Source organism: Sunxiuqinia dokdonensis (genome assembly GCF_001270965.1).
Lineage (GTDB): Bacteria > Bacteroidota > Bacteroidia > Bacteroidales > Prolixibacteraceae > Sunxiuqinia > Sunxiuqinia dokdonensis.
Genome location: NZ_LGIA01000170.1, coordinates 13,240 through 36,651, shown reverse-complemented (window position 1 = coordinate 36,651; position 23,412 = coordinate 13,240). Strand labels below are relative to the sequence as shown.

The window sequence follows — 23,412 nt, the reverse complement described above, 5'->3', positions numbered from 1 at the left end:
GAGTTTGTTAAAACAAGCTCCCGCTTGCGTTTGGAAGGGTTGGTGGTTTTAAGTTCGTTCCAAGTCGTTCGTTTATTTTGTTGATGAAATAAGCCGAAAGGGTAGGAGATTCCTTTTCCAGGTTTTGGTGAACGAAAAAATAGATGTTCTTTAAACCCAAACCAACCCAATGCTCCAACCGATCCACCCAGTCATCCAGTCGTTTGTATTCGCTGTCGGGATGATTGGCACCGACAAAGCGGACAAAAGCAGTAGGCGTAGTGAGGCGCATATGAAGTAAATCTCGTCGGCCAGCCGTGTCAACTAAAATATTGGTCACGTGGTGTTTTTCAAGTAAATCATAATACGCGCGGGAAGCCTTTTCGTCATCAAACCATTCGTGGTGTCGAACTTCGGTAGCCAGCGGAATGGCTTTGGGGAATTTCTCAACGAACGAGGCTAGTCGATCAAAATTTTTGTAACCAAAATTGTTGTGCAATTGGAGAAAAACCATCCCCAGTTTTTCTTCAAAATGAACAATGTTGTCGCAATAGGCCTCGGTTAGTTGTTCTACATTGTTCAATCGTCGCATATGGCTGATTGATTGGGTTATTTTTGGGAAAAACTTAAAGTCTGCCGGGGTTTTGTCCCGCCAGTTTTTTATTTGTTCCGAATCGAACATCCGGTAGAATGTCGCATTCAATTCAATTGAGTTGAACTGAGTGGCATAATAAGCCAATTCATCTTTTGTGCCTCTCGGATAGAATCCCTTCAAATCCTGACGGTTCCATTTTGCACAGCCAACATAAACCGTTAATCTCTGGTCGGCTGTCGTGTTTTCAAGAATCACTTTTGTTCCGGGATGATCGTGGGGCAACGCGAAATCAACGTGCTCTGGATGGTCAACTTTTCCAAACTTCATTATTCTATCAAATATCTATGTTTTTAATCAAAATGCTCGAACGCAAAGTCTTAGTCTCAAGGAGAAAGTCTTCTGAATGTCCACTGACCTTGTGCATTTTTCTGATATTGAATCCGATCGTGGAGTCTGCCCGGACGGCCCTGCCAAAATTCAATTTCGAAAGGCTCAACCTGGTAGCCTCCCCAATGTGCTGGTTTGGGGATGACTTCGCCTTCATAATGTTTTTCCAGCTCCTCGTATTTTTGCTCTAATTGCTGACGGTTCGTCAAGGTTTCGCTTTGGGCCGAGGCCCATGCCCCCAGCTGACTTTCGCGTGGTCGGGTATTGAAATATTCTTCCGAAAGCGCATCGTTCACTTTTGATGTGGTCCCTTTTACTCGAACCTGTCGTTCCAATTCAGGCCAGAAAAAATTGAGTGCGACATGGGGGTTGGTGGCCAGTTGGCGACCTTTGGTGCTGTGGTAGTTGGTGTAAAAATGAAAATTCCCGTCGCTAATTTCTTTCAGCAACACAATTCTTGCATCCGGAATGCCGTCAGCCGCGGTGGCCACAACCATTGCTGTGGGCTCTTGCACCTTTTCTTTAATCGCTTCTTTCAGCCAATAATCAAACAATGCGATTGGATCTTCCGGCAATTTGGCTTCTTCTAACTTGTGTTTTTGGTAATTATTTCGGATTTCTCTAAGCATTTACAGTTGTTTAGATTTATTTACAAACAACTTGCAAAAAGGTTTTGTTATTCTTTCATAACCAATATGAATGCAGATATGAAAACCTTGTTATCTTTTATTTTGATTGTTACTGGTTTTCTTGCTTATGCGGGGGAACCCCATTTGGAAATTGGCGACAAAGCCAGGCACACGGCAGTAAAAATGCTGGACGTTTCGGGCGAAAAAATGTCGCTTGACGATGCGCTTGATGAAAATGGTCTGGTACTGATTTTTTCGTGTAATACCTGTCCCTTTGTAATTAAATGGGAAGACCGTTACAATGGTTTAAAGAAATGGGCAGATGATCACAATGTGGGCATGGTGGTGGTCAACTCCAATTATGGTAATCGCGATGGCGTTGATTCGTACGAAGCGATGAAAAAGCATGCCAAAGAGAAGGCTTATAACTTCCCGTACCTTGTTGATGAAAACAGCTTGCTGGCCAACGCTTTTGGTGGTCAAACCACGCCGCATGTTTTTCTTTTCGACAAGGATTACCAACTGGTTTACAAAGGAGCGATCGATGATAACTACGACGATGCATCCGGAGTTAAAAAAGCCTACTTGAAAACGGCCATTGCCAATCTTGCTGCAGGTGCCGAAATTGCGCAGACCGAAACCAAGCCAATTGGTTGCAGCATTAAGCGGAAGAAGGAATAGGATGAGCCTATCTGGAAGTTTTTAGTCGGTCGATTTTAAAATACAAAAAACTGTTCAAACGTTTTATTTGAACAGTTTTTTTATGTTCCTGTTAATAAGAAACTGTTTAAAACAAATGATCTGAATGATGTTGTGCAAAAGCATTTGACTTGATAGTTTAATTTTTTGCGTAACTTTTCAAAAAATAATCAATGGCTATGGCGAGTATCAATGATGTTTTTTCTGGGAAAACAGTTCTTATCGTTGAGGATAACGAGAACAGTGACAGCTATTTTAGGGCTGCTTTGCATAAGTATGGCGTCAGCACCTTGTCGGCTGGAAATGGAAAGGAAGCCATTCGTATTTTCGGTGAAAACAAGCAGATCGATTTGGTTTTGATGGATTTAAATATGCCTGAAATGGATGGTTTTGAAGCCACCCAGCGAATCAAGTCGATGCGTCCTGAGGTTCTCGTTGTGGCGCAAAGTGCCTACATTTTATCAGGCGAGGAAAAGCGAAGCGTCGAGGCAGGATGCGACGAGTTTTTAGCGAAGCCAATTCGCCTGAATTCGCTGTTTGAAGTGCTGAACCGGTATTTAAAATAGCAGAATATAAGCGCCAAACCGGCTGCTTTTTCCAGGAGCGGTGAGGGAAACAAAACCTTTTCTCAATCGTTCATCCGTTGTTACAGGCGGATTACTTTTTGTCTGCTCTTCTGCAAAATCAAGGTAGGAGGTTTTGGGGTGATAATAAGTTTGAAAGACACCGCTGCTTTCTGCATGAATCTTCCGCTCAATCGCTTGGCTTAAAACACCCATATTGAAGCGCGGGTTGATTTCCAGACAGGGTTGAATTTTGATCTGTTCCTCTGCTTCGTAAATCAAGGCATCGATACCCAAAAAACCTTGATAAAGCTGATGAAAACAGCTTTTCTTCAGCTGCTTCGTTAATCCGTCGGCAATTGTGTTTAACTCGTCCTGTTTAAAATACCGATAAACCAGCTCGCTTGTCGGATTGATGTGATGGCCCAGGTATTGCCCGTTTTTGTTGGTTTGAAAGAAACTGACTCCCAGGAAGACCACTTCTCTCTCTGGCAACAATTCAAACTGAAAGGATAAATCCGCTTGTTTATTGAATAAGGGCTCAGCAACCAAATAGCCTTGCTGGTCCAGTGTGGTTTTAATCCAGCGTTTGTTTGAGTCGTTCAGATTCCTTTTTCGAATGACCTGCAAGCCGCGTCCACTCGAGCTTAGCGGCGATTTAAGTACAATTTTCGGGTGTTTCAGTAGGTAATGTTCAACGGCTTCAAGCGAACGGAGTAACTGGGGCCGCTCTTCTTTTCGTGGGAAAAAAGACTGTGGATTTTCATCCAAAAATTCGTTGTTAAACTGCACCGCATGTTTGCGTTGGAAAAGATCGCTGTGGGCAATTCGCCGATGCTGTGCCTGTACCTCGGGAAGCTCATGGTATCCAGCCAGAAAATTTAATTCGGCCGGGCTCCATCCCCACGGTTGCAAACAGACAGGCTCGGTTTTTACCAACTCCTGTGATTGTGCTTTCGACAGATATGCGGCACTTGAAAGACCCAGTTCGGCCATTTGTGCGATGAATTGATCGGGGAGCGGCTTTTCCTTTAAAACGTGATCATTGTCAGAAGCAAAAAGGCTCAGAATAGGAGCCAGTTCTTCTTCAAATTCGCGAAGGATGGCGGGCGCCTGATAATGGGCTGAACCGTTGGCAATGGCCAGCTCACAGGTTGGGTTGAAATGAAATATCTTTCGCAATTGGTTCAATTTTTCTTGATTTTCAGGGCTCAAAAGTAAGGATATTCTGCGTTTGATTTTGGTTGTGGTGAACAGTAGCGGCGCCAAATTCGATATTTTCGTATGGAATCCTGATTCTTTGATGATATTCTGTTAAAAATTTATGAAATTAGGCCTTCAAATAAAACCGAAAAAGAACACGTGGAGCCATGAAGCTACTAACGACCATTTTTGCTTTCTGCCTGGTTTTCGTTGTCAATGGACAGAATTTATCAACTTCGAGTAAGAAGGCAGAGAAATTTTTTAACAATGCGACGACGCTCTTTCAGCAGGGTGAGAACAGCGCGGCCATCGAAGACCTGGAAAAGGCCTTGAAGGCCGATGGTGGCTTTCTGGAAGCCATGTTGCTGATGGCCGATATTTACAATGAAACAAAAGCGGATAGCTTGCAGATTGTTTATCTCGAGAAGGCATTGGCGTTGGAGTCTGAACATACTGCCAAAATCAACTATGTATTGGGAAACGCCAGTTTTCGTATTGGCGAATATCAAAAAGCGCTGGATGCTTATCAAGCTTTTATCAACTTAGCTTCTTCCAATCATCCGTTTTATGAGAATGCGCAAGCCAAGATTCAAGACTGCCAATTTGCCATTTCATTATACAAGCGCGCGGTCGAAATGGATGCCGTAAGTTTGGGCGACAAAGTCAATTCAGAATACAATGACTATTGGCCAAGTCTGACAGTAGACGGAAAGATACTGGTTTTTACCAGGCTTAATCCGGCATCAGGAGCCGCTTCGCTTCGATACCAGGAAGATTTTTACATGTCGGCAAATGAACAGGGCGTTTGGCTGGAATCACAGCCCATGCAGGCAATCAACACCCCGAATAATGAAGGAGCACAAAGCATTTCGGCTGACGGGAAACTGCTTTTTTTTACTGCTTGTTCGCGAAGTGATGGTTACGGCAGTTGCGACATTTACTATTCGAGAAATAGGAGTGGGCGGTGGTCAATACCACAAAATGCAGGAGAACCGGTTAATTCAGGTGCCTGGGAGTCTCAGCCCTCCATTTCGGCAAACGGCGAATACCTGTATTTTGCCACGAATCGAAAAGGCGGTAAAGGCGGCATGGACATTTGGCGTTGCCGGTTGAATGGCTTCAGTTCGTCGGGAGGGCCGCAGTGGAGTGAACCGGAAAATTTGGGCGACTCCATCAATACGACAGGCAACGAAACCTCGCCATTTATTCATGCTGACGGGACAACGCTTTATTTTGCTTCGGACACGCATCCGGGCCTGGGTGGTTCCGATATTTTTTTCGCTCGCCTGACAGGTGATTCCTGCTGGCAGAAACCCGAAAACATGGGGTATCCGATTAATACCCATAACGATGAACAGGGCCTGATTGTGAATGCTGCCGGTTTAACGGCCTATTTTGCGTCGGATCGTCCCGGCTCCCAAGGGCTTGATCTTTATCAGTTTGAATTGTATCCGGCGGTGAGGCCAACTCCGGTTTCGTATGTGCAAGGCCGTGTTTTCGACGACTCCACCCGCCAAGCTTTGTGTGCCCATATCGAATTGATTGATCTGGATAGCAATGAATTGGTTGCCAAAACAGAATCGTGCTGGGAGCTTGGCGAATTTTTAATGTGCCTGCCAATTGGAAAGGAATATGCCTTTAATGTTTCTAAAGACGGCTATTTGTTTCATTCCGAAAACTTCGCCTTAAAACAGCTTCGCGAAGTGGAAGATCCCATTTTATTGGATATTCCGCTTAGTGCCATTGAAATTGGCAAGGCCACTGTTTTGCGTAATATCTTTTTCGAAAGTGGAAAGTACACTTTGCTGAGCCAATCGAAAGCTGAACTCGATAAGCTGGTGGAATTTCTGGGGAATAATTCACAGGTCAATATTGAGATTGGCGGGCATACCGATTCGATTGGCAGTGCCGAAATGAACCAGGAATTGTCGGAAAACCGGGCTCGGTCGGTTTACGATTATTTGGTTGAAAATGGGGTGGAGCAGGGGCGTTTGAGTTTTTATGGCTACGGTTTTACAGTTCCGGTTGCCACCAACGAAACAGAACAGGGCCGGGCTGAAAACCGCCGTACCGAGTTTAAAATAATTTCAACCAAATGAAAAAGTTCGCTAGAGCGATTTTAAAATGGCTTGAATGATATTTTCGGCTCCATCTGCAATTTGGTCAATGGTGGCATCAAGCATATAACAAGGTGTGGTGTAAATGTTGTATTTCGGGTCGAAAACCACTTCGCCATGTGTCGCGTTGGTGTGAGTTCCGCCCATTTTTTCGATGGCGCCTGCCGTGCCCGAGTCATTTCCAATGGTCACTTCCACGTCCTTCAAAATTCGCGTAATAACCGCCGGGGCAATGCAAAGGGCCCCAATTGGCTTGTTTGCCGCCACGGTCTGCCGAATGGCCTCTTCTACGTCTTCGTTGACGGTGCAGTTTGGCCCGTCGAAAGCGAACGTGCAGAGGTTCTTGGCTGCTCCAAATCCTCCGGGAAATACCAGTGCATCGAACTGGCTGGCCTCATAAGTCTTTAAATCGGCAATTTTACCGCGTGCAATGCGGGCCGATTCAACCAGCACATTCCGGGTTTCGGACATTTCCTCGCCGGTCAGGTGGTTGATAACGTGGGCTTGATCCACGTTGGGAGCGAAGAGTTCATAACTGGCTCCCTGGCGCGCAATGGCCAGCATGGTCAAGGTGGTTTCGTGTATTTCCGATCCGTCGTATACGCCGCTTCCTGAAAGGACAACGGCTATTTTTTTCTTTTCTGACATGATTCTCATTTTTTTGGTTCCCCTAAAATTAATAAATATTCAGGAGTCAAGAAATCAGTACCCTTACCCAATGTCATCCAAATTATACGGGGTTTCCTGGTAAACGTAGTAATTCAGCCAGTTGGTGAACAGCAGGTTGGCTGCCGATCGCCACTTCATGTTTGGTTTTTCAGCCGGATCGTCATTCGGAAAATAATTCTTCGGAACTTCGATTGGAAGTTTTTTCTTCAGGTCGCGAAAATATTCATTGCTCAGCGTGTTGCGCGAATATTCCGAATGCCCTGTAATAAAGAATTGCCGCCCGTTTTTGGCCATCAGCATATTCACGCCCGAATCTTCGGAAGTGGAAATGATTTCCAGCTCAGGAATCTTGTCAATATCCTCTTTTCTGATTTCGGTATGGCGGGAATGCGGTACAAAATACTCGTCGTCAAAACCTCTGAAAATTGGTATTTTATTATCTGACACGCGGTGCTTAAACACGCCAAACATCTTTTTGTCGAGGCTGTACTTCGGAATGCCATAAAAATGGTACAGCGCCGCCTGCGATCCCCAGCAAATAAACAAGGATGAGGTCACGTGATGGGCGGACCAATCGAGAATTTCCTTCATTTCGTCCCAGTAAGTTACTTCTTCAAACGGAAGTTGTTCTACCGGAGCACCCGTAATGATCATGCCATCGTACTTGTTTTTCCTGATTTTGTCGAAGGTGGTGTAAAACGCCCGCATGTGCTCTGCCGAGGTGTTTTTGTGCTTGTGTCCCTTGATCTTCAAAAAATCAATTTCAACCTGAAGCGGGGTGTTCGACAGCAAACGCAACAAGTCGGTTTCCGTCGATATTTTCAAAGGCATCAGGTTCAGAATGACAATTTTCAACGGACGGATATCCTGATGAGAGGCCTTTGTTTTGTCGATCACGAAGATGTTTTCTTCGCGAAGCAATTCAATGGCAGGTAGTTGGTCTGGTATATTTAATGGCATCTTGTTTATTTATATGACTTCCCGGACGCCGTTGAAGACCCCCGGGAAGTGTTTAGTTAAATTTGATTCAAGGCTTGCTCAAAATCGCCGATAATATCGTCAATGTGCTCAATTCCGACAGATACACGCAGTTGCGACGGGTAAACACCCGCTGCCAGCTGCGCTTCGGCCGACAATTGCTGGTGGGTGGTGGCTGCCGGTTGGATAATCAGCGTTTTGGTATCTCCAACGTTGGCCAAATGGCTCACCAATTTCAGCTTTCCAACAACGGTTTTGGCATCTTCCTCGCTGCCTTTCACGATAAATGAAAGAACGCTGCCAGCTCCTTTGGGCAAATATTTCTTCGCCAGTTCGTAGGATGGGCTGCTTTTCAGTCCGGGATAATTGACGCTCTCCACTTTTGGATGTTTTTCCAGCCACTCCGCCAGTGCTTGCGCGTTGGCCACGTGCCTGTCGAGGCGCAAAGATAAGGTTTCCAATCCTTGCAACAACAAAAATGAATTAAAAGGACTGATGGCCGGGCCAAAATCACGAAGTCCTTCAACACGGGCTTTAATGATGAAAGCGATGTTGCCAAAGGGGCCATCAAAGTTGAAAATATCCCAATACTTCAAGCCATGATAACCGGGCGATGGTTCTGTAAATCCGGGGAATTTGCCATTACCCCAGTTGTAGTTGCCGGCATCGATGATTACTCCGCCAATGCTGGTTCCATGTCCGCCAATCCATTTGGTGGCCGACTCCACCACGATGTTGGCGCCATGCTCAATGGGTCGGAACAAGTAACCTGCTCCTGCAAAGGTATTGTCGACAATGAAAGGGATGTCGTATTTTTTTGCCAGGGCGGCAATGGCATCAAAGTCGGGAATGGCATACGCCGGGTTGCCAATGGTTTCCAGGTAGATGGCCTTGGTTTTATCATCAATCAGTTTTTCGAATGATTCCGGCTCCAAATCGTCCGTTAGGCGGGCGTCAATTCCCAGCCGCTTGAACGAAACGGTGAATTGGTTGTACGAACCGCCGTAAAGATAGGGCGAGCTGACAAAGTTGTCGCCTTGCTCCAGCAAGGTGTTGAACACCAAAAACTGGGCTGCATGTCCTGACGCTACTGCTAGTGCAGCTGCGCCGCCCTCGAGCGCTGCCATACGTTGTTCAAAAACATCCGAAGTCGGATTCATGATTCGGGTGTAGATGTTACCAAATTCTTTCAGGGCAAAGAGGTTGGCCGCATGATCCGAATCATTGAATACATACGAGGTGGTTTGGTAGATGGGGACGGCCCGTGAACCGGTCGTTGGATCAGGCTGTTGCCCCGCATGTTGCTGCAGGGTCTCAAATTTTAAACTTTCGGTAGTCATTTTACTAATCTTTAAGGGTTAAGAATTGAAAAATATTTTATGAATTTCGTTGACTGCTTTTTGCTTGTCCTGCTCTTCTACAATGAGGTAGCTAACCAGGTCTGATGCTCCCGAACCACTTAGCAACACGTTAATTTCGTGCTTGGCAACGGCTGAAAATAATTGGGCCGAAATACCGTGATTGGTTTGCATGCCATGTCCAACAATTGCAATGAGTGAGATGTTCGAAACAAACTCAATTTGGCTCACTGAACTCAGGTCGAGCTGTCGGCTGATTTTTTCGGCTTTCACCACATCTTGTTTCCCAATGATGATGTTGATGCTGGTTTGCGCCGTGATTACTGACCGGATGTTGATTTGATGTTTGGCAAAGGCTGTGGTCACCGTGGCAAGGATGCCCGGTTTAAAACCAACGCCGGGCCCATTGAGTTTCAAAATAGCAATATCATCGCTGTGGGCCACGCTTTTAATCGTTTGTGTTTGCTCGCCAAGCGAAGAATTGATGGTGGTTTTGAGAATCTTTTCACCATTCTGCAACTCGAAAACCCGAATGGGAATATGTTGCTCAATCAGCGGTTCTACGATCCGCGGATGAATGGACGAATGGTGAAAGTAGGCCAATTCCGAAGCTTCGGCATAAGTTAGGTTTTCAATATAGGAAGCGTCAGCAATCACTTCGTCGTCAGCTGTTTTAAACGATTTACTGATCTCCCACAGCTCTAGTTCCGCGACATCCAAAATGGAGGCCAGCGCTGCCGCGGTATAATCGGCGGCCCGATCACCAATCCGGGCAATTTTGCCGGCTTGGGTTATTCCATAGGAGCCAGGAATAAGACTGAGCCTTTCCCACCGGCGAGGCCGAATATTTTCAACCGACTGGGCCTTTAGAATGCTGGCACTTCCGTATTCATCGGTCACGATCAGTCCAAGTTCCTGAGGAAGCAGCAATTGTGCTTCCAGTCCGGCGTGATTGAACAGATCGTGCAACAAGGCCGTGGTCATGATTTCGGCATAGCTTAACACCTGATCGCGCAGGGCCAGCGAATAGTCGCCGGTGTATTGAATACCTTGCAGCAAGCGCTCCAGTGGCAGCAGGCTTTGTTCAAACACGGGAAGCTCCGGCGTCTGATTCAGCTGAGCCACCAAGGCCGCTTCCTCGCGTAAGTTGGCCAGCAGTTCGCTGTAGGTTTGCGACGAAATGCACAGTAGTTCCAGTCCGGAGACCAGGATGCGTTGAATATTTTCTGAAGCAGAAACCACCAGGATGTGATTCTTTTCAACCTTTTTCAGAATGCTTGTTAAAGAATGAATGATTGCGGGCTGATTGATGTTATTTCCACCAAGCCGGACGACATGCACAGGCATAAGTTCAGTATTAAATTAAACGAAAAATGAGTGTGAAAAAATGGAGTTTTTTGTGGGGCGCCTTCAATCCGCATCGATACAATACCGGTTGAAGGCTATCGCATACACATAGACATGGATGGCATAGACACGACAGCAGCACTTGTGGAAAGTGCTGTAGATAGTTGCTGGTATGTTCTGGAATTGTCCATCAGTTGCCTTTAATGTTGATGCAAACCTAAATAATTTTTCTAAATAACAAAAGCTGATTGGGAAAAGTTTCAGCGGGAAGGGCATAAGTTTTTCTGATGATCTCTTACGTCTGACATTTTCGTTACAATTCTGCGGAGTGGGGGAGTTGAGATATTATGGCTAGAATGTATATTTATAACCAATAGATGGAATGATGGGAAATATGGAAACTTGCTTTAATTTTCCACTTGTGCCTTTGTAGTAGTACCATGGATTCATTTTGTTGTAGACATTGTAAACTGAGAAAGACCAGGTGTGAGTTTTTCCCTTGCTAGTTATCCTTTTGGTATTGTAACTTAAATCCAGGTGATGAAATAAAGGCATCTTGAAATTATTTGGAGAGTCATAGGATTGCCGGGATTTGGGCCAATCCGGATTTTGTAGATTTGGATTGTGCATGTCAAGCAAGTACATCCCTTCGTATTCTATATCGGGCATACTGATATTATTTCCCGACTGTAATATGAAGCCAAAAGAAAGTGATTGCTCTCTATTCTTTGATTTAAACAATGAGTACTCTCCCAAAAAAGAAATATCATGTCGTCTATCGTGTTCATGAGGAAACCATTCCCCCTGGTTAACTTTGTTAAATTGACGTTCAGACCAGGCTAATGTATAGGATATCATTCCCTTAAACCTTCCGGCATTCTTTTTTATCATAAACTCAACGCCATGAGCTCTTCCTTGTCCATCCAGGATGTTTTCTTCCCATTTTGCTTCCTGAGTACTAAGAAAGACAGCTCCTTCATCAAATCTAATAACATCGCTCATTTTCTTATGATAGGCTTCCACTCCAAATGAATAGTTAGCTAACTTCATTTCTGCTCCAACCGAAACCTGATTGCTTGTTTGTGGCTTCACTTTATCGGTTGAAGCTACCCACAGGTCGGTTGGCATACCTAACGATGAATTAGAAAGCAGATGTATGAATTGAGACATTCTTGTAAAGGCAATATTCGTAGAGAACCCTCCAACTGAGCGATAGCCTATTGCCAGGCGAGGCTCAATGTTTTGATAGGCTTTATCCCCGGTATCATAAATCGAACCACGAAGCCCAAAATTGATATTGAACTTGTTTAGCTTTAATTCATTTTCAACAAAGGCTTCATAGCTGAAAGATTGGTTTCTCTGATCTTCATTAAGCTTTGTATTGGAAGTTTCATCAGCTATCTGTGTAATGTTAGGTGCAAAATGCATGAGACCTGTTTTGCCTCCAAACCTAAGGGTATAGGCAGAAGAAACAAACCAATCAAAATCGCCCATTATACTCAGATCATTAATATCTGATTTAGCATGAAATTTAGCAAGCCCCTTATCAGAACTGGAGCTAAAGAGATTATTTAGACCGTAATTGCTGTAATAAACAGAAATATTCGAAAATAGCTTTGACGACATCTGGTTGTTCCACCGCAGAACGGAGGTTATATTACCCCATTTATAGCTGTACTTATTCTTCAGTTTATCCTTGTCATTTTTAGTCGCCTTCATTTTAATCCGAACGGCAAACAGGGCCGAAAAGCGCTATTGGACACGAATGGAAGAAACAAACGCGGAGGTGAAATCCTGAATAAAGAGACCTTTTTTTACAGGTTGATAAAGCGATGAAATTACGCCTCCGGTTTTTGTTTCAACAAATCCTGGATCACCACCGAAGCGCAAAAGCAGCCAAAGACCGGTGGCATATAGGAAATCGTTCCCACGGCTGATTTTTTGTTCTGGCCTTCCTCAATTCTGACGCGCCTGGGGTCGACCTCTTCGGCGGAAAATACCACTTTTACTCCCTTGCGAATTCCCAGTTTGTGCAGGCGCTTGCGGATCATTTTGGCCAGCCTGCAATTGTAGCTTTTCGAAATGTCGGTTTGTTGCACCTGTGCCGGATCAAATTTTCCACCAGCACCCATCGAGCTCACGATGGGTAGCCTGGCCTGCACACTGTGATAAATCAGAAATGCTTTGGGTGCCAGCGTGTCAATGGCGTCAACCACATAGTCGTAGCGGGCTTCGTGGAGGATTTCAATCATGCGCTCATCTTTCAAATACTCGTGAATTACGCGAAGGTTGAGCTCGGGGTTGATGTCTTTAAAGCGTTCGCCGAGAATTTCGGCCTTGGGTTTGCCTTCGTTGCTAATGAGTGCCGGCAATTGCCGGTTTCGGTTGGTTTGTTCCACCACATCGCCATCAACAATTGTCATTTGTCCGATGCCCGCACGGCAAAGTTGTTCGGCAGCATAAGCGCCAACGCCCCCTAAGCCAACGATCAACACATGTGCTTTCCGCAATTTGTTCAAATCCTCATCACCCAACATCAAGGCCGTACGCTCTTGCCATTTAGCCATTTTCGAAAATTCTTTGATAATTATTGAATACCGTTTCCTGTAGTTGTTCTATTGTCAAACCCAGGATTGGGGCTGCAAAAGTATAAATTGTTTCAATCTTTTCCGAGCTGTCGTCGGTTTCGAAAAAGAGCTTTTCAATGGGGATTTGCTGAATGGAATCCAAAAGTTTCGGTTGGCCTTTCAGCAATTGGGGGCCGAACGAGAAGTAAAAGTCATGCGGCAAGAGTTGCTGGCTTGTTTGCTGGTTTCCGTTATAGCCATGCAAAATCCATGGGGTAGGAGCCGAACTGTCTTTTTTGATGCGAATCAAGTCGGGATAGGATTTGACCACGTGCAAGATGAGTGGCTTCCCTTTTATTTCTGCCAGTTCGATCTGCCGCCGAAATAGGCGTTCCTGAAATTCAAAATCGGTATCAATTGCCCGGTCCAGCCCACATTCGCCAATGGCCAGCACGTTTTTGTTTTCTGAAAGAAGGGACAGCTTCTGCAACATTTTTCCCGTATCCAGCTTTTCAAGATCCCAAGGATGTATGCCAACCGAATAGATTGCTTCCGGCCTTTCCGGAAAGTCCTTCTGAACAGGATGATTGATCAGCTGTATGCTTCCATCATCTGCACGGTGGTGTGCATGAATATTGACAAATGGCATATCAAAGTGTTGCCCAGATGCGGGCCAGCGAATAGCCGGGCGCATCAATTTTTAAATCGAGAAAATATCCGAATGGCGTTTGAAAAGTTTCAAAGTCCGCATTCTGCAAGCGCTTTTCAGCCTCGTCGAACAACGACTTCGTAAATTCAACACTGGCTTTCGACTCGGATAAATGGGCGAACGAATGCAGAATGATGCGCTTGCAATTGTTTTTCCGGGCCGTCCACTTCAGGTGATTGACCAGTTTCTTTTCGCGGCTTTTCACATCTTTCAGTTCATCACCTTCTTCAACCTGAATAAAGGCCAGAATGGCGTCAGCAATGGTTTTTCCGTTAAGTACTGTTTCCGCTTCTTCCAGGTTCTTTTCAGCTGGCGTATAGCTGAATTCGTTGACGTACATGACCAAAACTTTCATTCTATTTCATTTTTAGCTGCAATTTTGCAGCCCGGTTTCCACGGCCTAAAATTATCATCTTTCAACGAAAACACTTCAATAAGAACAAGTGTTATTATATTTTCCTATTTTTGAGTGAATTTGAATGGCATGGGAGGTTACCGACTGATTTTTTTAATGTTGCTGATATGGTTCGCACACCCTGCACTGGGGCAACTGTCAGATGGAGGAATTCCTTTGGAAGTTTCCTGGCCAGCTTCGCTGAAAAGTAAGGCCATGGTTGCCTTACCTGCCCTGGATAACGAACGGCTGCTAAAATCAAGCTAGGCCCGGCTGGATGGAAATCAATTAAAGCCTTTGCGTTTTGCCCAGCCGGTGGAGGTTTCGCTCAATACCAAAAATTCGGGACGCTGGCTTGAAGTGGGGAATTATCGTGTTTGGCAGCTTGTTTTACACTCCGAAGGAGCCAAATCATTGAACCTGATTTTTGACCGCTACAAATTGCCCGATGGTGCGCGCCTGTTTTTATTTTCGGCCGACCAGTCAGATTTAATTGGGGCATTCACCTCAAAAAATAATTCCGCGAATGGCGTATTTGCAAGTTCTCCCGTTGCGGGTGATCAGCTGGTGGTTCAGTACGAAGAGCCCGTGAATGCCGCTTTTGAAGCTGAGCTTTCCATTCGCCAGGTCAACCATGATTTTATCGGCATTCAATCCTTGAAATCGGAACGCCGACCTTTGGGACATGCTGCGGGGGATTGCAACATCAATGTGAACTGTGATTGGCTGGATGCTTACCGCGATGAAAAGAATGCCGCGTGCCGGATTATTGTCAGCGGCATTGACTTGTGCTCGGGTGCTTTGGTAAACAATACCCGCAACGACGGTACGCCGTACGTTTATACCGCAGGACATTGTATTTCGACCAACAAGGATGCCAATGAATCAGTGTTTCTTTTCAATTACGAGTCGCCGTATTGTGGCGATATTGATGGGGACGCGAGTCACTCCCTGAGTGGAAGCGCTTTGCGGGCAACATCAGATAGTTTGGATTTCGCTTTGGTGGAGTTGAGTGCGGCTCCTCCGCCGGAGTATCGGCCTTATTATTTGGGTTGGGACCGAAGTACAACGCCACCTGATTCGAGCGCCAGCATTCATCATCCGTCGGGCGATGTCAAAAAAATAACGATCGACCGGAATAAGGCACTTGTCAAAACGTATAGTCAGGATTATGTGGACAATGGCTTTTGGTATATTGGGAGTTGGGAAGAAGGAACAACCGAAGGGGGATCGTCGGGCGCGGCTCTGATCAATCACAAAAAGCGATTGATCGGTTCGCTTACCGGCGGAGCAGCCACTTGCGAAAGTCCTTATCGCGATTACTTTGCACGTTTGGATTTGGCCTGGAATTACTACCCGCAGGAAAACAAACAATTGAAAAGATGGCTTGATCCGGGCAATTCCAACGTACAGTCAATTAGTGGGTTTTCGCCGTTTACCGCCGAAAATTTATGTGGTGCCTATACTAATTTAAGAGATGAAGATACGCATGCCAATTTGCAGATTATGGAGCAGGGCGTTTCGAAAGGATATTGGAGTGGAACCAACGACTATGGTTTTATGGCTTTTGCCGAGCGAATAGAAAAGTCCGTTAGTGCCGAACTGTCCGGTGTGTCTATCGGAGTTGGAGCGCTTTCGCTGGGCCGAAGCAATTCTGAAGGCAAAATCAGTATCGCTGTTTATTCCGGCAATCATTATCCGGAGCGTTTGCTGTATATTCAGGATTACAGTTTAAAATCGTTGGATAAAGGTGTGATGAACTATCTGGCGTTTAACCAGCGTGTTGAAACGGAAGGCGTGTTTTTTATTGTTTGTTCAATCGAATTGTTGGAGGAATCGGATGTTTTCTCCGTATTGCTAGCCAAACGCGAGGTGGAACCGCTCAACTCATTCTTTATTCAGGATGGCAACGAGTGGTACACCTACCAGGAAAAAACCAACGGACAGGAAGGTTCGGCGATGTTGATGGAAGTGATTCTCTGTCATGTTGACACGCTGGTTTCGGATGATAGTTTGAAAAAGGCCAATCTCGAAATCGAGGTGTTTCCCAACCCATTTCACAGCGGTCAGGAATTGTTGATCAAATTTGATAAGCCGATTAATCCGTACCGTGTGGAAGTCTTCGATTTGATGGGGCGCCAGGTGTCCGTTCGTTATGAGCACCCGGGCGATCGGTGGCTTAGCTTCGACTTTTCGGGCCTGGTGCCCGGACATTACCTCTTGAATATTGTGGATGCCGGCCGCAAACGAAACTATCAGACCAAAGTGGTGTACCTGGGCGATTATTAGCCGGCATCAATCAGTTGATCAAGTAGTTGTTTGACCTGCTCAACCGTCAGTTTTTTAGCGATGATTTTCTTGTCTGAGTCCAACAAATAAATCATGGGTGTTGTGCGCGTGTTGTAGTTCACCTGAAAATTGCTCACCTGGTCCGGATCCCACACATTCAGCCAGCCATTCAGTTCATGCTCTTCCAGAAAATCAAGCCACTCCTTCTTGTTGGTTTGTGTATAAACAGCCATGATCGCCAGTTTTGACGGATCCGTTTTGAGGAACACTTCTTCGAAAAGCTGCGGCACCTGCTTTTTGCAATGCCCGCATTCCGGCTCCCAAAAAACGACCAAGGTAAAAGGCGTGGTTTGCTGATGCAGGCTTTGGTAATTTCCTGCTTCATCGGGCAAAAACAACTCCTTGGCCACTTCTCCGAGCAAATTGTTTCTACGGAAATAAACTTCACGGCGAATCGTTTCCAGTGTTTTTTCGGTGGCCCAAAACGCTTCACCGCGCAGGTAATATTTTTCGGCCACGGCCACAAACACATTCTCAATGCCCAGGTATTCTGATTGTATACTGTTGTTGAGCACGAAGGACGTGAGGTTTTGAAAAATTTCGCGATTGATTTTGCTGGCCTCTATCAGATCAATGGCAACTGGCAAAACCGAATCGGGATGTTGGATCAGGACTTGGTTGAAGTACTCATTTAGTTTACTGTTGATTGTTGGTGTGCGCCACATGCGGGCATCCAGCAAATCAAAATTGTCCCAGTAATGGTTTTTATTGAAGTTGTAATTGTACACCCACAGCAGGCTGTCGTTGGTTTGTACAGGTGCAGGAAGTTTCTCCTTGTTCATCGTCGGACGGATGTTCGAAGCCATAAATTTGCCGTAAAATGTTCTGGCCCCTTTTTCAGCTTCCTGTTGCCATTTTTGCTGAATGTCATCATCCAGGTCTGCCAGTTGTTGTTTCAGCCCGGCTGTCGTTTCAGCCTGCCCGTTTGACGAATCCAGTTTTTGGCGCAAGGCTGCCGCCTCCGTTTTCTTCGTTGCCAGGTGATCAATATAGTCCTGAAACCACTCACTTTCCAGTGCTCCTGTCACTTTTATCGCACCGTTTTCCTGGCCGATTGTCAGGGTTTGATCTGCTCCAAGCAGAAAGTCAAGGCGTCTATTCTCGTCGAAATAAAGGGTGTAAATTCCTTGAGGGCGCAATGCACCGTCAAGCCTGGCACTTCCCATCTGGTCAAAAATCAGCGTGTCGTTTACAAACAACTTGCCATTGTAATAGTGTGCCAGCAGCACCGTGTCGTTTTGCTCATCGGGAAAGTTGAGTTGCAGCGCGTGGGGTTGCGCGGCCAGTATTGAGACCAGGCTATTGAGCAGAACAATACTAAATAAGGTCGTAAATTTTTTGAGCATTTTGTTCATTCGAAAATTGGGTTTCCAGAATCTCTTTGCGTTGATTGATTTCTTCGTTCGTAATTTCTTCTTCAAATTTTTGCTGAATGATTTTTACCAGATCAGCAATATTGTCTGCAATATAGCAAAGATGACTCAATCCGGAATTCAGAACCATGGGCGAGTTGGTCACGCAGTGACGACCAAGAAACAGCGAGGCCAATAGTTTCAACTTCAGGCCGGTAGGCTGAAAGCTAGGAATCAGGTTGATTTGCGCATTCCGGATGAGGTGGTCCATCACGTCCGTATCCGGGTTGCCAATGACGCTGACATGCGGAATGTCGGCTGCTTTTTTTGTCAGCCAGTCGGGAGGATTTTTCCCGGCAATAATCAGGGGTAAGGTGATTTCAGTAAAAATACGATCCAACAAATAGCCGATGGCTTTTTGGTTTTCGGCGACTCCCAGGTTGCCATGATACAGAATATATTCACCGAATCCCCAGCTGGCTTTCACTTGATCAAACGGATGAAAGGCCGGAATGTAATCGCCCATGCGGTAGTTGTTTTTGAAATAGCGCGTGTCGTCTGGCGAAATGCTTAAAATGGCAGAGGCATGCTTTAGTTTCTTCTCAAAGCATCGCAGCTTGAATGCTTCCAGCTTAAAGTAGGCCTGTTTGAACAGGTTTTGCTCCGACGAACTTAAATACTGATAGTAGTGGTGCTCCACGTTGTGTGTTCGAACAACCTTCGGATAAGCGCCCAGCAGCGGATGATCCAGGTAGTAGCACGAATGCAGCCCTTCGAACAAAATGGGCACAATTTCATTTTGTAAGTTTTCAAGCAGGGTTTTTGACCTTCGTGTTTTTACAATGTAAGGTAAGGTCGAGAGCAGGTTAATCGGCCCTTGCTTGCGTTTGTAATAATAAACTTGGTGGCATATTTTTTCCAAGTCTGCAGAGGCTTGCCTTCCGTAATGAAAACAGTGCAGAATGATGTCAATATCGGCTTGGGCCAGGTATTTAAGTTTATAGTATACATCAATGATTCCACCGTAATTGGGTGGATCGGGAACATTGAAACTGACGACGTGTAATTTTTTATTCATGCGGGGAATAAAAGTAAAAAAAAACCGCAAGTATTGAACTTACGGTTTCTTTTTTTCGCCAGTTAAAGCTATTTCATGAGTTTGATTCCGCCATAACGACTTTTAATGACTACTTTCTTATTGGATTGCGATCCAATCATTCCTTGTAAGCTGAAGCTATGGTCACGCTTTTCGCGGTTTCCCTCAAATTCGGTTTCCGGGTACTTAATGTCGCAGTAATCGCAGGCCGCATCAATCTGGTAGTTGGCTTGGTTCAGTCCCAATTCAATGCCTCCATAGCTGTTTGTAACTTCTATATTGTCGAAATTTTCTGCCACATCGCTAATCCTCACAGATCCGTATTGGGTATCCAGAACCAGCGATTTTTGAAGCTTTTCAATGCTGTAATTGGTGTATTTTGAATTGGCCTTGAGCGTTGCGATTTCATCCACATTCAAACCATCGTATTTCGATTCGAGGACCAGCTCACCCATCCTTTTAATATTCAAGCCTGAATATTTAGATTCAGCCTGAATGCTTTGAGCTTCGCCGATAAATATTTTGGAGTATTTTACCTCGGCCTGTAAATGATTGACCGATTCAATGTCGGCTTTGCCGTAAGCTATGGTCAGGTTGATTTTGCTGCCACCAGGCGCTTCCAGTTTTCCGGCATTCATGTTTCCGTAGCCCAGGTCAAATGTGCCTTTGGCGTTCAGATTATTGAGCACCAGGTTGCCAAACTTATTGGTTACTGTCAGGTCGCGGTCGGCCGGAATGTTGATGGTATAATCGATCGAGAAGTTGCCTTTGGTTTTGAAATCGTCGTTGATCACGGTTTGCAGGTTTAAAACATGGCCCACACGGCGAATATTGATACGAATTTCGTTGAGCAGCGCTTCCGCTTTCTTTTCGTTTGTGTTTTCTACGGAAATCACCACATCAACCACAACCGAGTCGCCTCCAAAGTCGTTGATGGTAATGGTTCCAAACTTATTGGTAATGTCTAACGCCTGAACCTGCGATTTCAGATAAGACGCATGTTCGTTCCGGGTATATTCGGCTGCCTGGGCGGCAGTGAGGCTTAATCCCAGAATCAGGATGAGAATTTTAAATTTCAGTTTCATTATGGGTCATTTTTTGGTGTTTAACTTCTTTCAATTTGTCAATAATCAGCGTGATCACACTTAGTTTGGCCTGGTAATATTCCAGCATGGCCTGAATTACCCGATCGTCGTCAGGATTGGCTTGCAGCTCTTTCTGAAGCTGTGCCTGCATCTGGTCGAATTCTTTTATTTCGTTGGTCATCATTTGCTGATCCGCTTCAGAAATGTAGCCATCTTGAATCAATTTGTCCCATTCGCTCATTCCCTGGTTGATGGCTGAGGTGAAGTAAAATTCAACTTCGCTGTACTCGTCCGAAACCGAAGAGAGCGTGGCGGCCTGCTGCTCCTGCTGGCTTTGAACAGGCCCGAAATACAGGCGCAGTTGGTTGCCCAGCAGCAGAACGAAAACCAGTGCCGCAGCCAGTTGCAGAATCATCTTTCTGTCAAGGCGGAAGGTTTTATGTTCCCGGTTCAGTTTGGCTTCAAACCGTTCGAAGTGCCCCTCCGGCGCCTCTTCTTCCAGCTTAAGTTTGTTTTCCCGAATGGTCTTCTCCAATAGATCTTTCATAATTATCCGGTATTAATTCATTGAATAAACTTCATCTTTTTGCAAATATTCGCGCAACTTGTTTTTTGCCCGCAACAGCTGCGACCGTGAGGACGAATTGCTGATGTGCAGGATTTCAGAAATCTCGTCATGATCGTATCCTTCGAGCAAATAAAGGCTCAATACCACCCGGTAACCTTCCGGAAGTTGCATAATCGCCTGCTTCAACTTTTCGAGATTCAATTCCCGGGTTTCCATCATGGGCGTTTCCATTTCGTCCGCTGTCCGTTCGTCCAGTTCTTCAAAATGAACTTTTCGCTTCTTCAAATAATCCAACGAACGATTGACGACAATTTTCTTGAGCCAGGCCCCAAAACTGACCTGCCCCGAGTAGGTGTCGATTTTTTTGAAGGCACTTAAAAACGCTTCCTGCATGATGTCTTCTGCTTCTGTGTCGTTGCCAACAATCCGAAGACTGGTGTTGTACATCGACTTGTAATACATTTTATACAGCTGAAACTGTGCATTGCGTTCGCCCAACTTACAGCGGTCAATCACATCTTGATGGATATTTTTGTAAAGTGCGTCCAATGGTGTTTTTGTTTCTGATTGAAAGACGGTATGAAAATTCAAATTGTTGCATCAGGAGTTGTGATTCTTATCAAAAAAATTTGCTTCAAATATAGGCAGAAATCGTGATTGGTATTCGTTTTCGCGGGGGGTAGCCGGAACATTCGTTTTAATTTGCTGTTAGTAAAGCTATGGCACATGACCATGCACAAAAGCGATTGGGCATCACTATAATTCTCAATGTCGTGATTACCCTTGCGCAAATCATCGGGGGAATCATCTCGGGCAGTCTGGCCCTGATATCAGATGCTTTGCATAACTTGAGCGACAGTCTCGCCGTTGTGCTGGCCTACGTGGCCAACCGGTTAAGCCGACGCGAGAAAACATCAAAAAGCACCTTTGGTTTTCAGCGGGCCGAAATTATCGCTGCTTTCATCAATGCTTTGGTGTTGGTGGCCATTTCGTTTTACCTGATGGTTGAGGCCATCAAACGTTATTTCGACCCGCAGGTTATTGATTTTCGCTGGATGCTTTGGTTGGGTGTCTTGGGAATTGCGGCCAATGGTTTTTCCGTTTTTTTATTACATGCCGACAAGCATCAAAATTTGAATATTAAGGCCGCGTACCTTCACCTGATGGGAGATGCCCTCACTTCTGTTGCTGTTGTCGTGGGAGCTTTGTGCATTTGGCAATGGGAATGGTATTGGATTGATCCGACGGTGACCTTGCTGATTAGTTTTTATCTTCTGTTCCATACCTACAAATTGCTGAAAGAATCAACGGAAATCCTGATGCAGTTTGCGCCTTCCGGTATTTTGGTGCCGGAGATTGCACGGCGGCTGACTGCGCATGAACTCGTGGCCCGGGTGTATCACATCCACGTTTGGCGCCTGACTGACAGCACGGTTCATTTTGAAGCACATGTTGTGTTAAACAAGGATCTGCCGCTTTCCGGGACGAAAATGATCAGCAAACAGCTGGCGCAGATTTTAAGAGAAGAATTTGATATTCAACACATCACGCTGCAGTTTGAATTTCTTGACTGAAACGGAACGTCCAGCCGGACTTTGCTCGTATTCGTCGAATTTAATTGGTAATCAGGAAAAAACCTCGCCCTAAAACAGTTTTTATAGTTGGTACTGTCAATCAACCAATTTCTGTTACATTTGTTGATATCATCAACGAATTAAAAACCTTTAGTATGAACATACCTGGATTGAACCGTCGTAAATTTATTGCCGCCTTGTCACTGGGAACGGCTCATCTTCTTTTCGATAATCCGCTGCTGGCTGCCGGAAAACCTGTGCGATCCAAAGATCCGCTGCAAGTCATCAAGCTTGGAAAATCGGGCGTTGAATCTACTTTGATTGGTATGGGAACGGGCGTTCATGCAGGAAACAGAACTGCCTACCTGACTAGGCAGGACAAGAATAAGAGCCTTGAGTTATTACAGCACGCCTACGACCGGGGCATACGGTTTTTCGATTGTGCTGATTCTTATGGTACGCATCCGCTGATGGCAGAAGCACTCCAGACAATGGATCGGGACAAGATTACGCTTTGTTCGAAAATTTGGGTGAGGCCGGGCGGAATTCCGGAGCCGGAACGACCCGATGCTGATGTTGTCATTGATCGTTTTCGTAAAGAGTTGAATACCGATTATTTAGACATGGTTCAAATTCATTGTATGGTTGAAACCGACTGGACCGATACCCAAAAACGGCAGATGGAGATCCTCGATAAATTGAAAGCCAAAGGAATTGTCCGGGCACATGGCGTGTCGGTGCATTCGCTCGATGCGATGAAAAAGGCGGCTGCAAGCCCGTGGGTGGACATTATTCACGTGCGGATCAATCCTTACGGTATTGCCATGGACAAGCCCGAACCGGAAGAAGTGATCGAGGTGATCAACCAACTGCATGAATCCGGGAAAGGCGTAATCGGTATGAAACTGGTTGGCAATGGCGAATATCGCGATGACAGCCAGAAAATTGACCATGCCCTGAAGTTTGTGCTTGGCTTGGGCTCGGTTGATATGATGATTGTCGGTTTCGAAACTACTGAACAAATCGATAACTATTTATCACGTACCGAAAATGCACTGACAGCCCTGGCAAACGGTTAATGGTCTGAAAACTATTCTTCTCATATCGTTAGCGGTCGATTAAATCCCGCTGTCAAAACATATTGTGAATTGAGGTTACCGCAATAGATTGGACAAAATAAAACCAGCTCAAAAT

General features: G+C 45.4%; 23 protein-coding genes. 7 read left to right on the top strand and 16 right to left on the bottom strand.

The genetic code is table 11. The features are described from left to right. Nucleotides 1-7: 7 nt before the first annotated feature. Together NC99_RS13845 and pdxH are read right to left on the bottom strand one after the other, a co-directional pair. Nucleotides 8-901 carry a DUF72 domain-containing protein gene (locus tag NC99_RS13845; RefSeq protein ID WP_053184690.1) on the bottom strand — a complete coding sequence of 298 codons (894 nt, stop codon included), beginning with the start codon at nucleotides 899-901 and terminating at the stop codon, nucleotides 8-10. Nucleotides 902-957: 56 nt separating this feature from the next. Continuing rightward, nucleotides 958-1,590: a pyridoxamine 5'-phosphate oxidase gene (gene pdxH, locus NC99_RS13840; RefSeq protein WP_053184688.1), complete on the bottom strand. Its 633-nt coding sequence runs from the start codon at nucleotides 1,588-1,590 to the stop codon at nucleotides 958-960. Nucleotides 1,591-1,668: 78 nt separating this feature from the next. Here pdxH and NC99_RS13835 point away from each other — a divergent pair, with 78 nt between their 5' ends. Together NC99_RS13835 and NC99_RS13830 are read left to right on the top strand one after the other, a co-directional pair. Next, nucleotides 1,669-2,271 carry a thioredoxin family protein gene (locus tag NC99_RS13835; RefSeq protein ID WP_053184725.1) on the top strand — a complete coding sequence of 201 codons (603 nt, stop codon included), beginning with the start codon at nucleotides 1,669-1,671 and terminating at the stop codon, nucleotides 2,269-2,271. A 197-nt stretch (nucleotides 2,272-2,468) separates the two neighbouring features. Beyond that, a complete protein-coding gene (locus NC99_RS13830; protein ID WP_053184686.1) occupies nucleotides 2,469-2,855 on the top strand; it encodes a response regulator in 387 nt (128 codons plus the stop codon). Here the strand turns inward: NC99_RS13830 and NC99_RS13825 are convergent. Continuing rightward, nucleotides 2,847-4,034, bottom strand: a complete 1,188-nt coding sequence (locus tag NC99_RS13825) for a hypothetical protein (RefSeq protein WP_157624893.1) — start codon at nucleotides 4,032-4,034, stop codon at nucleotides 2,847-2,849. The two genes, NC99_RS13830 and NC99_RS13825, sit on opposite strands and share 9 nt — an antisense overlap. 188 nt (nucleotides 4,035-4,222) lie before the next feature. On the opposite strand from NC99_RS13825, the gene NC99_RS13820 reads away from it, so the two are divergent. After that, nucleotides 4,223-6,154, top strand: a complete 1,932-nt coding sequence (locus NC99_RS13820; RefSeq protein ID WP_053184682.1) for an OmpA family protein — start codon at nucleotides 4,223-4,225, stop codon at nucleotides 6,152-6,154. A gap of 9 nt (nucleotides 6,155-6,163) precedes the next feature. Here the strand turns inward: NC99_RS13820 and elbB are convergent, their stop codons facing one another. From elbB to NC99_RS13780, 8 genes are all read right to left on the bottom strand, one after another. Beyond that, entirely contained in the window at nucleotides 6,164-6,820 is a 657-nt protein-coding gene (gene elbB, locus NC99_RS13815; protein WP_053184680.1) for an isoprenoid biosynthesis glyoxalase ElbB, read from the bottom strand. Nucleotides 6,821-6,883: 63 nt separating this feature from the next. After that, nucleotides 6,884-7,801 carry a homoserine O-acetyltransferase MetA gene (metA, locus tag NC99_RS13810; protein ID WP_053184678.1) on the bottom strand — a complete coding sequence of 306 codons (918 nt, stop codon included), beginning with the start codon at nucleotides 7,799-7,801 and terminating at the stop codon, nucleotides 6,884-6,886. A 56-nt stretch (nucleotides 7,802-7,857) separates the two neighbouring features. After that, nucleotides 7,858-9,159: an O-acetylhomoserine aminocarboxypropyltransferase/cysteine synthase family protein gene (locus NC99_RS13805; protein ID WP_193392002.1), complete on the bottom strand. Its 1,302-nt coding sequence runs from the start codon at nucleotides 9,157-9,159 to the stop codon at nucleotides 7,858-7,860. 18 nt (nucleotides 9,160-9,177) lie between these two features. Beyond that, on the bottom strand, nucleotides 9,178-10,524 hold the full coding sequence (locus tag NC99_RS13800; protein ID WP_053184674.1) for an ACT domain-containing protein: 1,347 nt from the start codon (nucleotides 10,522-10,524) through the stop codon (nucleotides 9,178-9,180). Nucleotides 10,525-10,875: 351 nt separating this feature from the next. Next, the gene (locus NC99_RS13795) at nucleotides 10,876-12,243 is read right to left on the bottom strand and encodes a TonB-dependent receptor plug domain-containing protein (RefSeq protein ID WP_053184672.1); all 1,368 of its coding nucleotides are present in this window, start codon (nucleotides 12,241-12,243) and stop codon (nucleotides 10,876-10,878) included. Nucleotides 12,244-12,362: 119 nt separating this feature from the next. Next, nucleotides 12,363-13,091, bottom strand: coding sequence for a tRNA threonylcarbamoyladenosine dehydratase (locus NC99_RS13790; RefSeq protein ID WP_053184670.1), 729 nt, complete (start codon nucleotides 13,089-13,091; stop codon nucleotides 12,363-12,365). Continuing rightward, nucleotides 13,084-13,740, bottom strand: a complete 657-nt coding sequence (locus tag NC99_RS13785; protein ID WP_053184668.1) for a TatD family hydrolase — start codon at nucleotides 13,738-13,740, stop codon at nucleotides 13,084-13,086. Before NC99_RS13785 ends, NC99_RS13790 begins: the two co-directional genes overlap by 8 nt. Nucleotide 13,741: 1 nt before the next feature. Continuing rightward, entirely contained in the window at nucleotides 13,742-14,155 is a 414-nt protein-coding gene (locus NC99_RS13780; protein WP_053184666.1) for a threonyl-tRNA synthetase editing domain-containing protein, read from the bottom strand. Nucleotides 14,156-14,284: 129 nt separating this feature from the next. Between NC99_RS13780 and NC99_RS21925 the strand changes: the two genes are divergently transcribed. Both NC99_RS21925 and NC99_RS13775 read left to right on the top strand, forming a co-directional pair. Continuing rightward, the gene (locus NC99_RS21925) at nucleotides 14,285-14,461 is read left to right on the top strand and encodes a hypothetical protein (RefSeq protein ID WP_157624891.1); all 177 of its coding nucleotides are present in this window, start codon (nucleotides 14,285-14,287) and stop codon (nucleotides 14,459-14,461) included. Nucleotides 14,462-14,491: 30 nt separating this feature from the next. Beyond that, nucleotides 14,492-16,483 carry a trypsin-like peptidase domain-containing protein gene (locus tag NC99_RS13775; protein WP_053184664.1) on the top strand — a complete coding sequence of 664 codons (1,992 nt, stop codon included), beginning with the start codon at nucleotides 14,492-14,494 and terminating at the stop codon, nucleotides 16,481-16,483. Here NC99_RS13775 and NC99_RS13770 read toward each other — a convergent pair. From NC99_RS13770 to NC99_RS13750, 5 genes are all read right to left on the bottom strand, one after another. Beyond that, the gene (locus tag NC99_RS13770; protein WP_162231220.1) at nucleotides 16,480-17,889 is read right to left on the bottom strand and encodes a thioredoxin-like domain-containing protein; all 1,410 of its coding nucleotides are present in this window, start codon (nucleotides 17,887-17,889) and stop codon (nucleotides 16,480-16,482) included. The two genes, NC99_RS13775 and NC99_RS13770, sit on opposite strands and share 4 nt — an antisense overlap. Then, on the bottom strand, nucleotides 17,861-18,973 hold the full coding sequence (locus NC99_RS13765) for a glycosyltransferase (RefSeq protein WP_053184660.1): 1,113 nt from the start codon (nucleotides 18,971-18,973) through the stop codon (nucleotides 17,861-17,863). The genes NC99_RS13770 and NC99_RS13765 overlap by 29 nt, the downstream gene beginning before the upstream one ends. A 68-nt stretch (nucleotides 18,974-19,041) precedes the next feature. Continuing rightward, a complete protein-coding gene (locus NC99_RS13760; protein WP_053184658.1) occupies nucleotides 19,042-20,076 on the bottom strand; it encodes a hypothetical protein in 1,035 nt (344 codons plus the stop codon). After that, on the bottom strand, nucleotides 20,060-20,623 hold the full coding sequence (locus NC99_RS13755) for a hypothetical protein (RefSeq protein ID WP_053184656.1): 564 nt from the start codon (nucleotides 20,621-20,623) through the stop codon (nucleotides 20,060-20,062). Before NC99_RS13755 ends, NC99_RS13760 begins: the two co-directional genes overlap by 17 nt. A gap of 12 nt (nucleotides 20,624-20,635) precedes the next feature. Further along, nucleotides 20,636-21,193, bottom strand: a complete 558-nt coding sequence (locus tag NC99_RS13750; protein WP_053184722.1) for an RNA polymerase sigma factor — start codon at nucleotides 21,191-21,193, stop codon at nucleotides 20,636-20,638. 170 nt (nucleotides 21,194-21,363) lie between these two features. On the opposite strand from NC99_RS13750, the gene NC99_RS13745 reads away from it, so the two are divergent. Together NC99_RS13745 and NC99_RS13740 are read left to right on the top strand one after the other, a co-directional pair. Continuing rightward, a complete protein-coding gene (locus tag NC99_RS13745; protein ID WP_053184654.1) occupies nucleotides 21,364-22,218 on the top strand; it encodes a cation diffusion facilitator family transporter in 855 nt (284 codons plus the stop codon). A gap of 155 nt (nucleotides 22,219-22,373) precedes the next feature. After that, on the top strand, nucleotides 22,374-23,297 hold the full coding sequence (locus NC99_RS13740) for an aldo/keto reductase (RefSeq protein WP_053184652.1): 924 nt from the start codon (nucleotides 22,374-22,376) through the stop codon (nucleotides 23,295-23,297). Nucleotides 23,298-23,412: the final 115 nt, after the last annotated feature.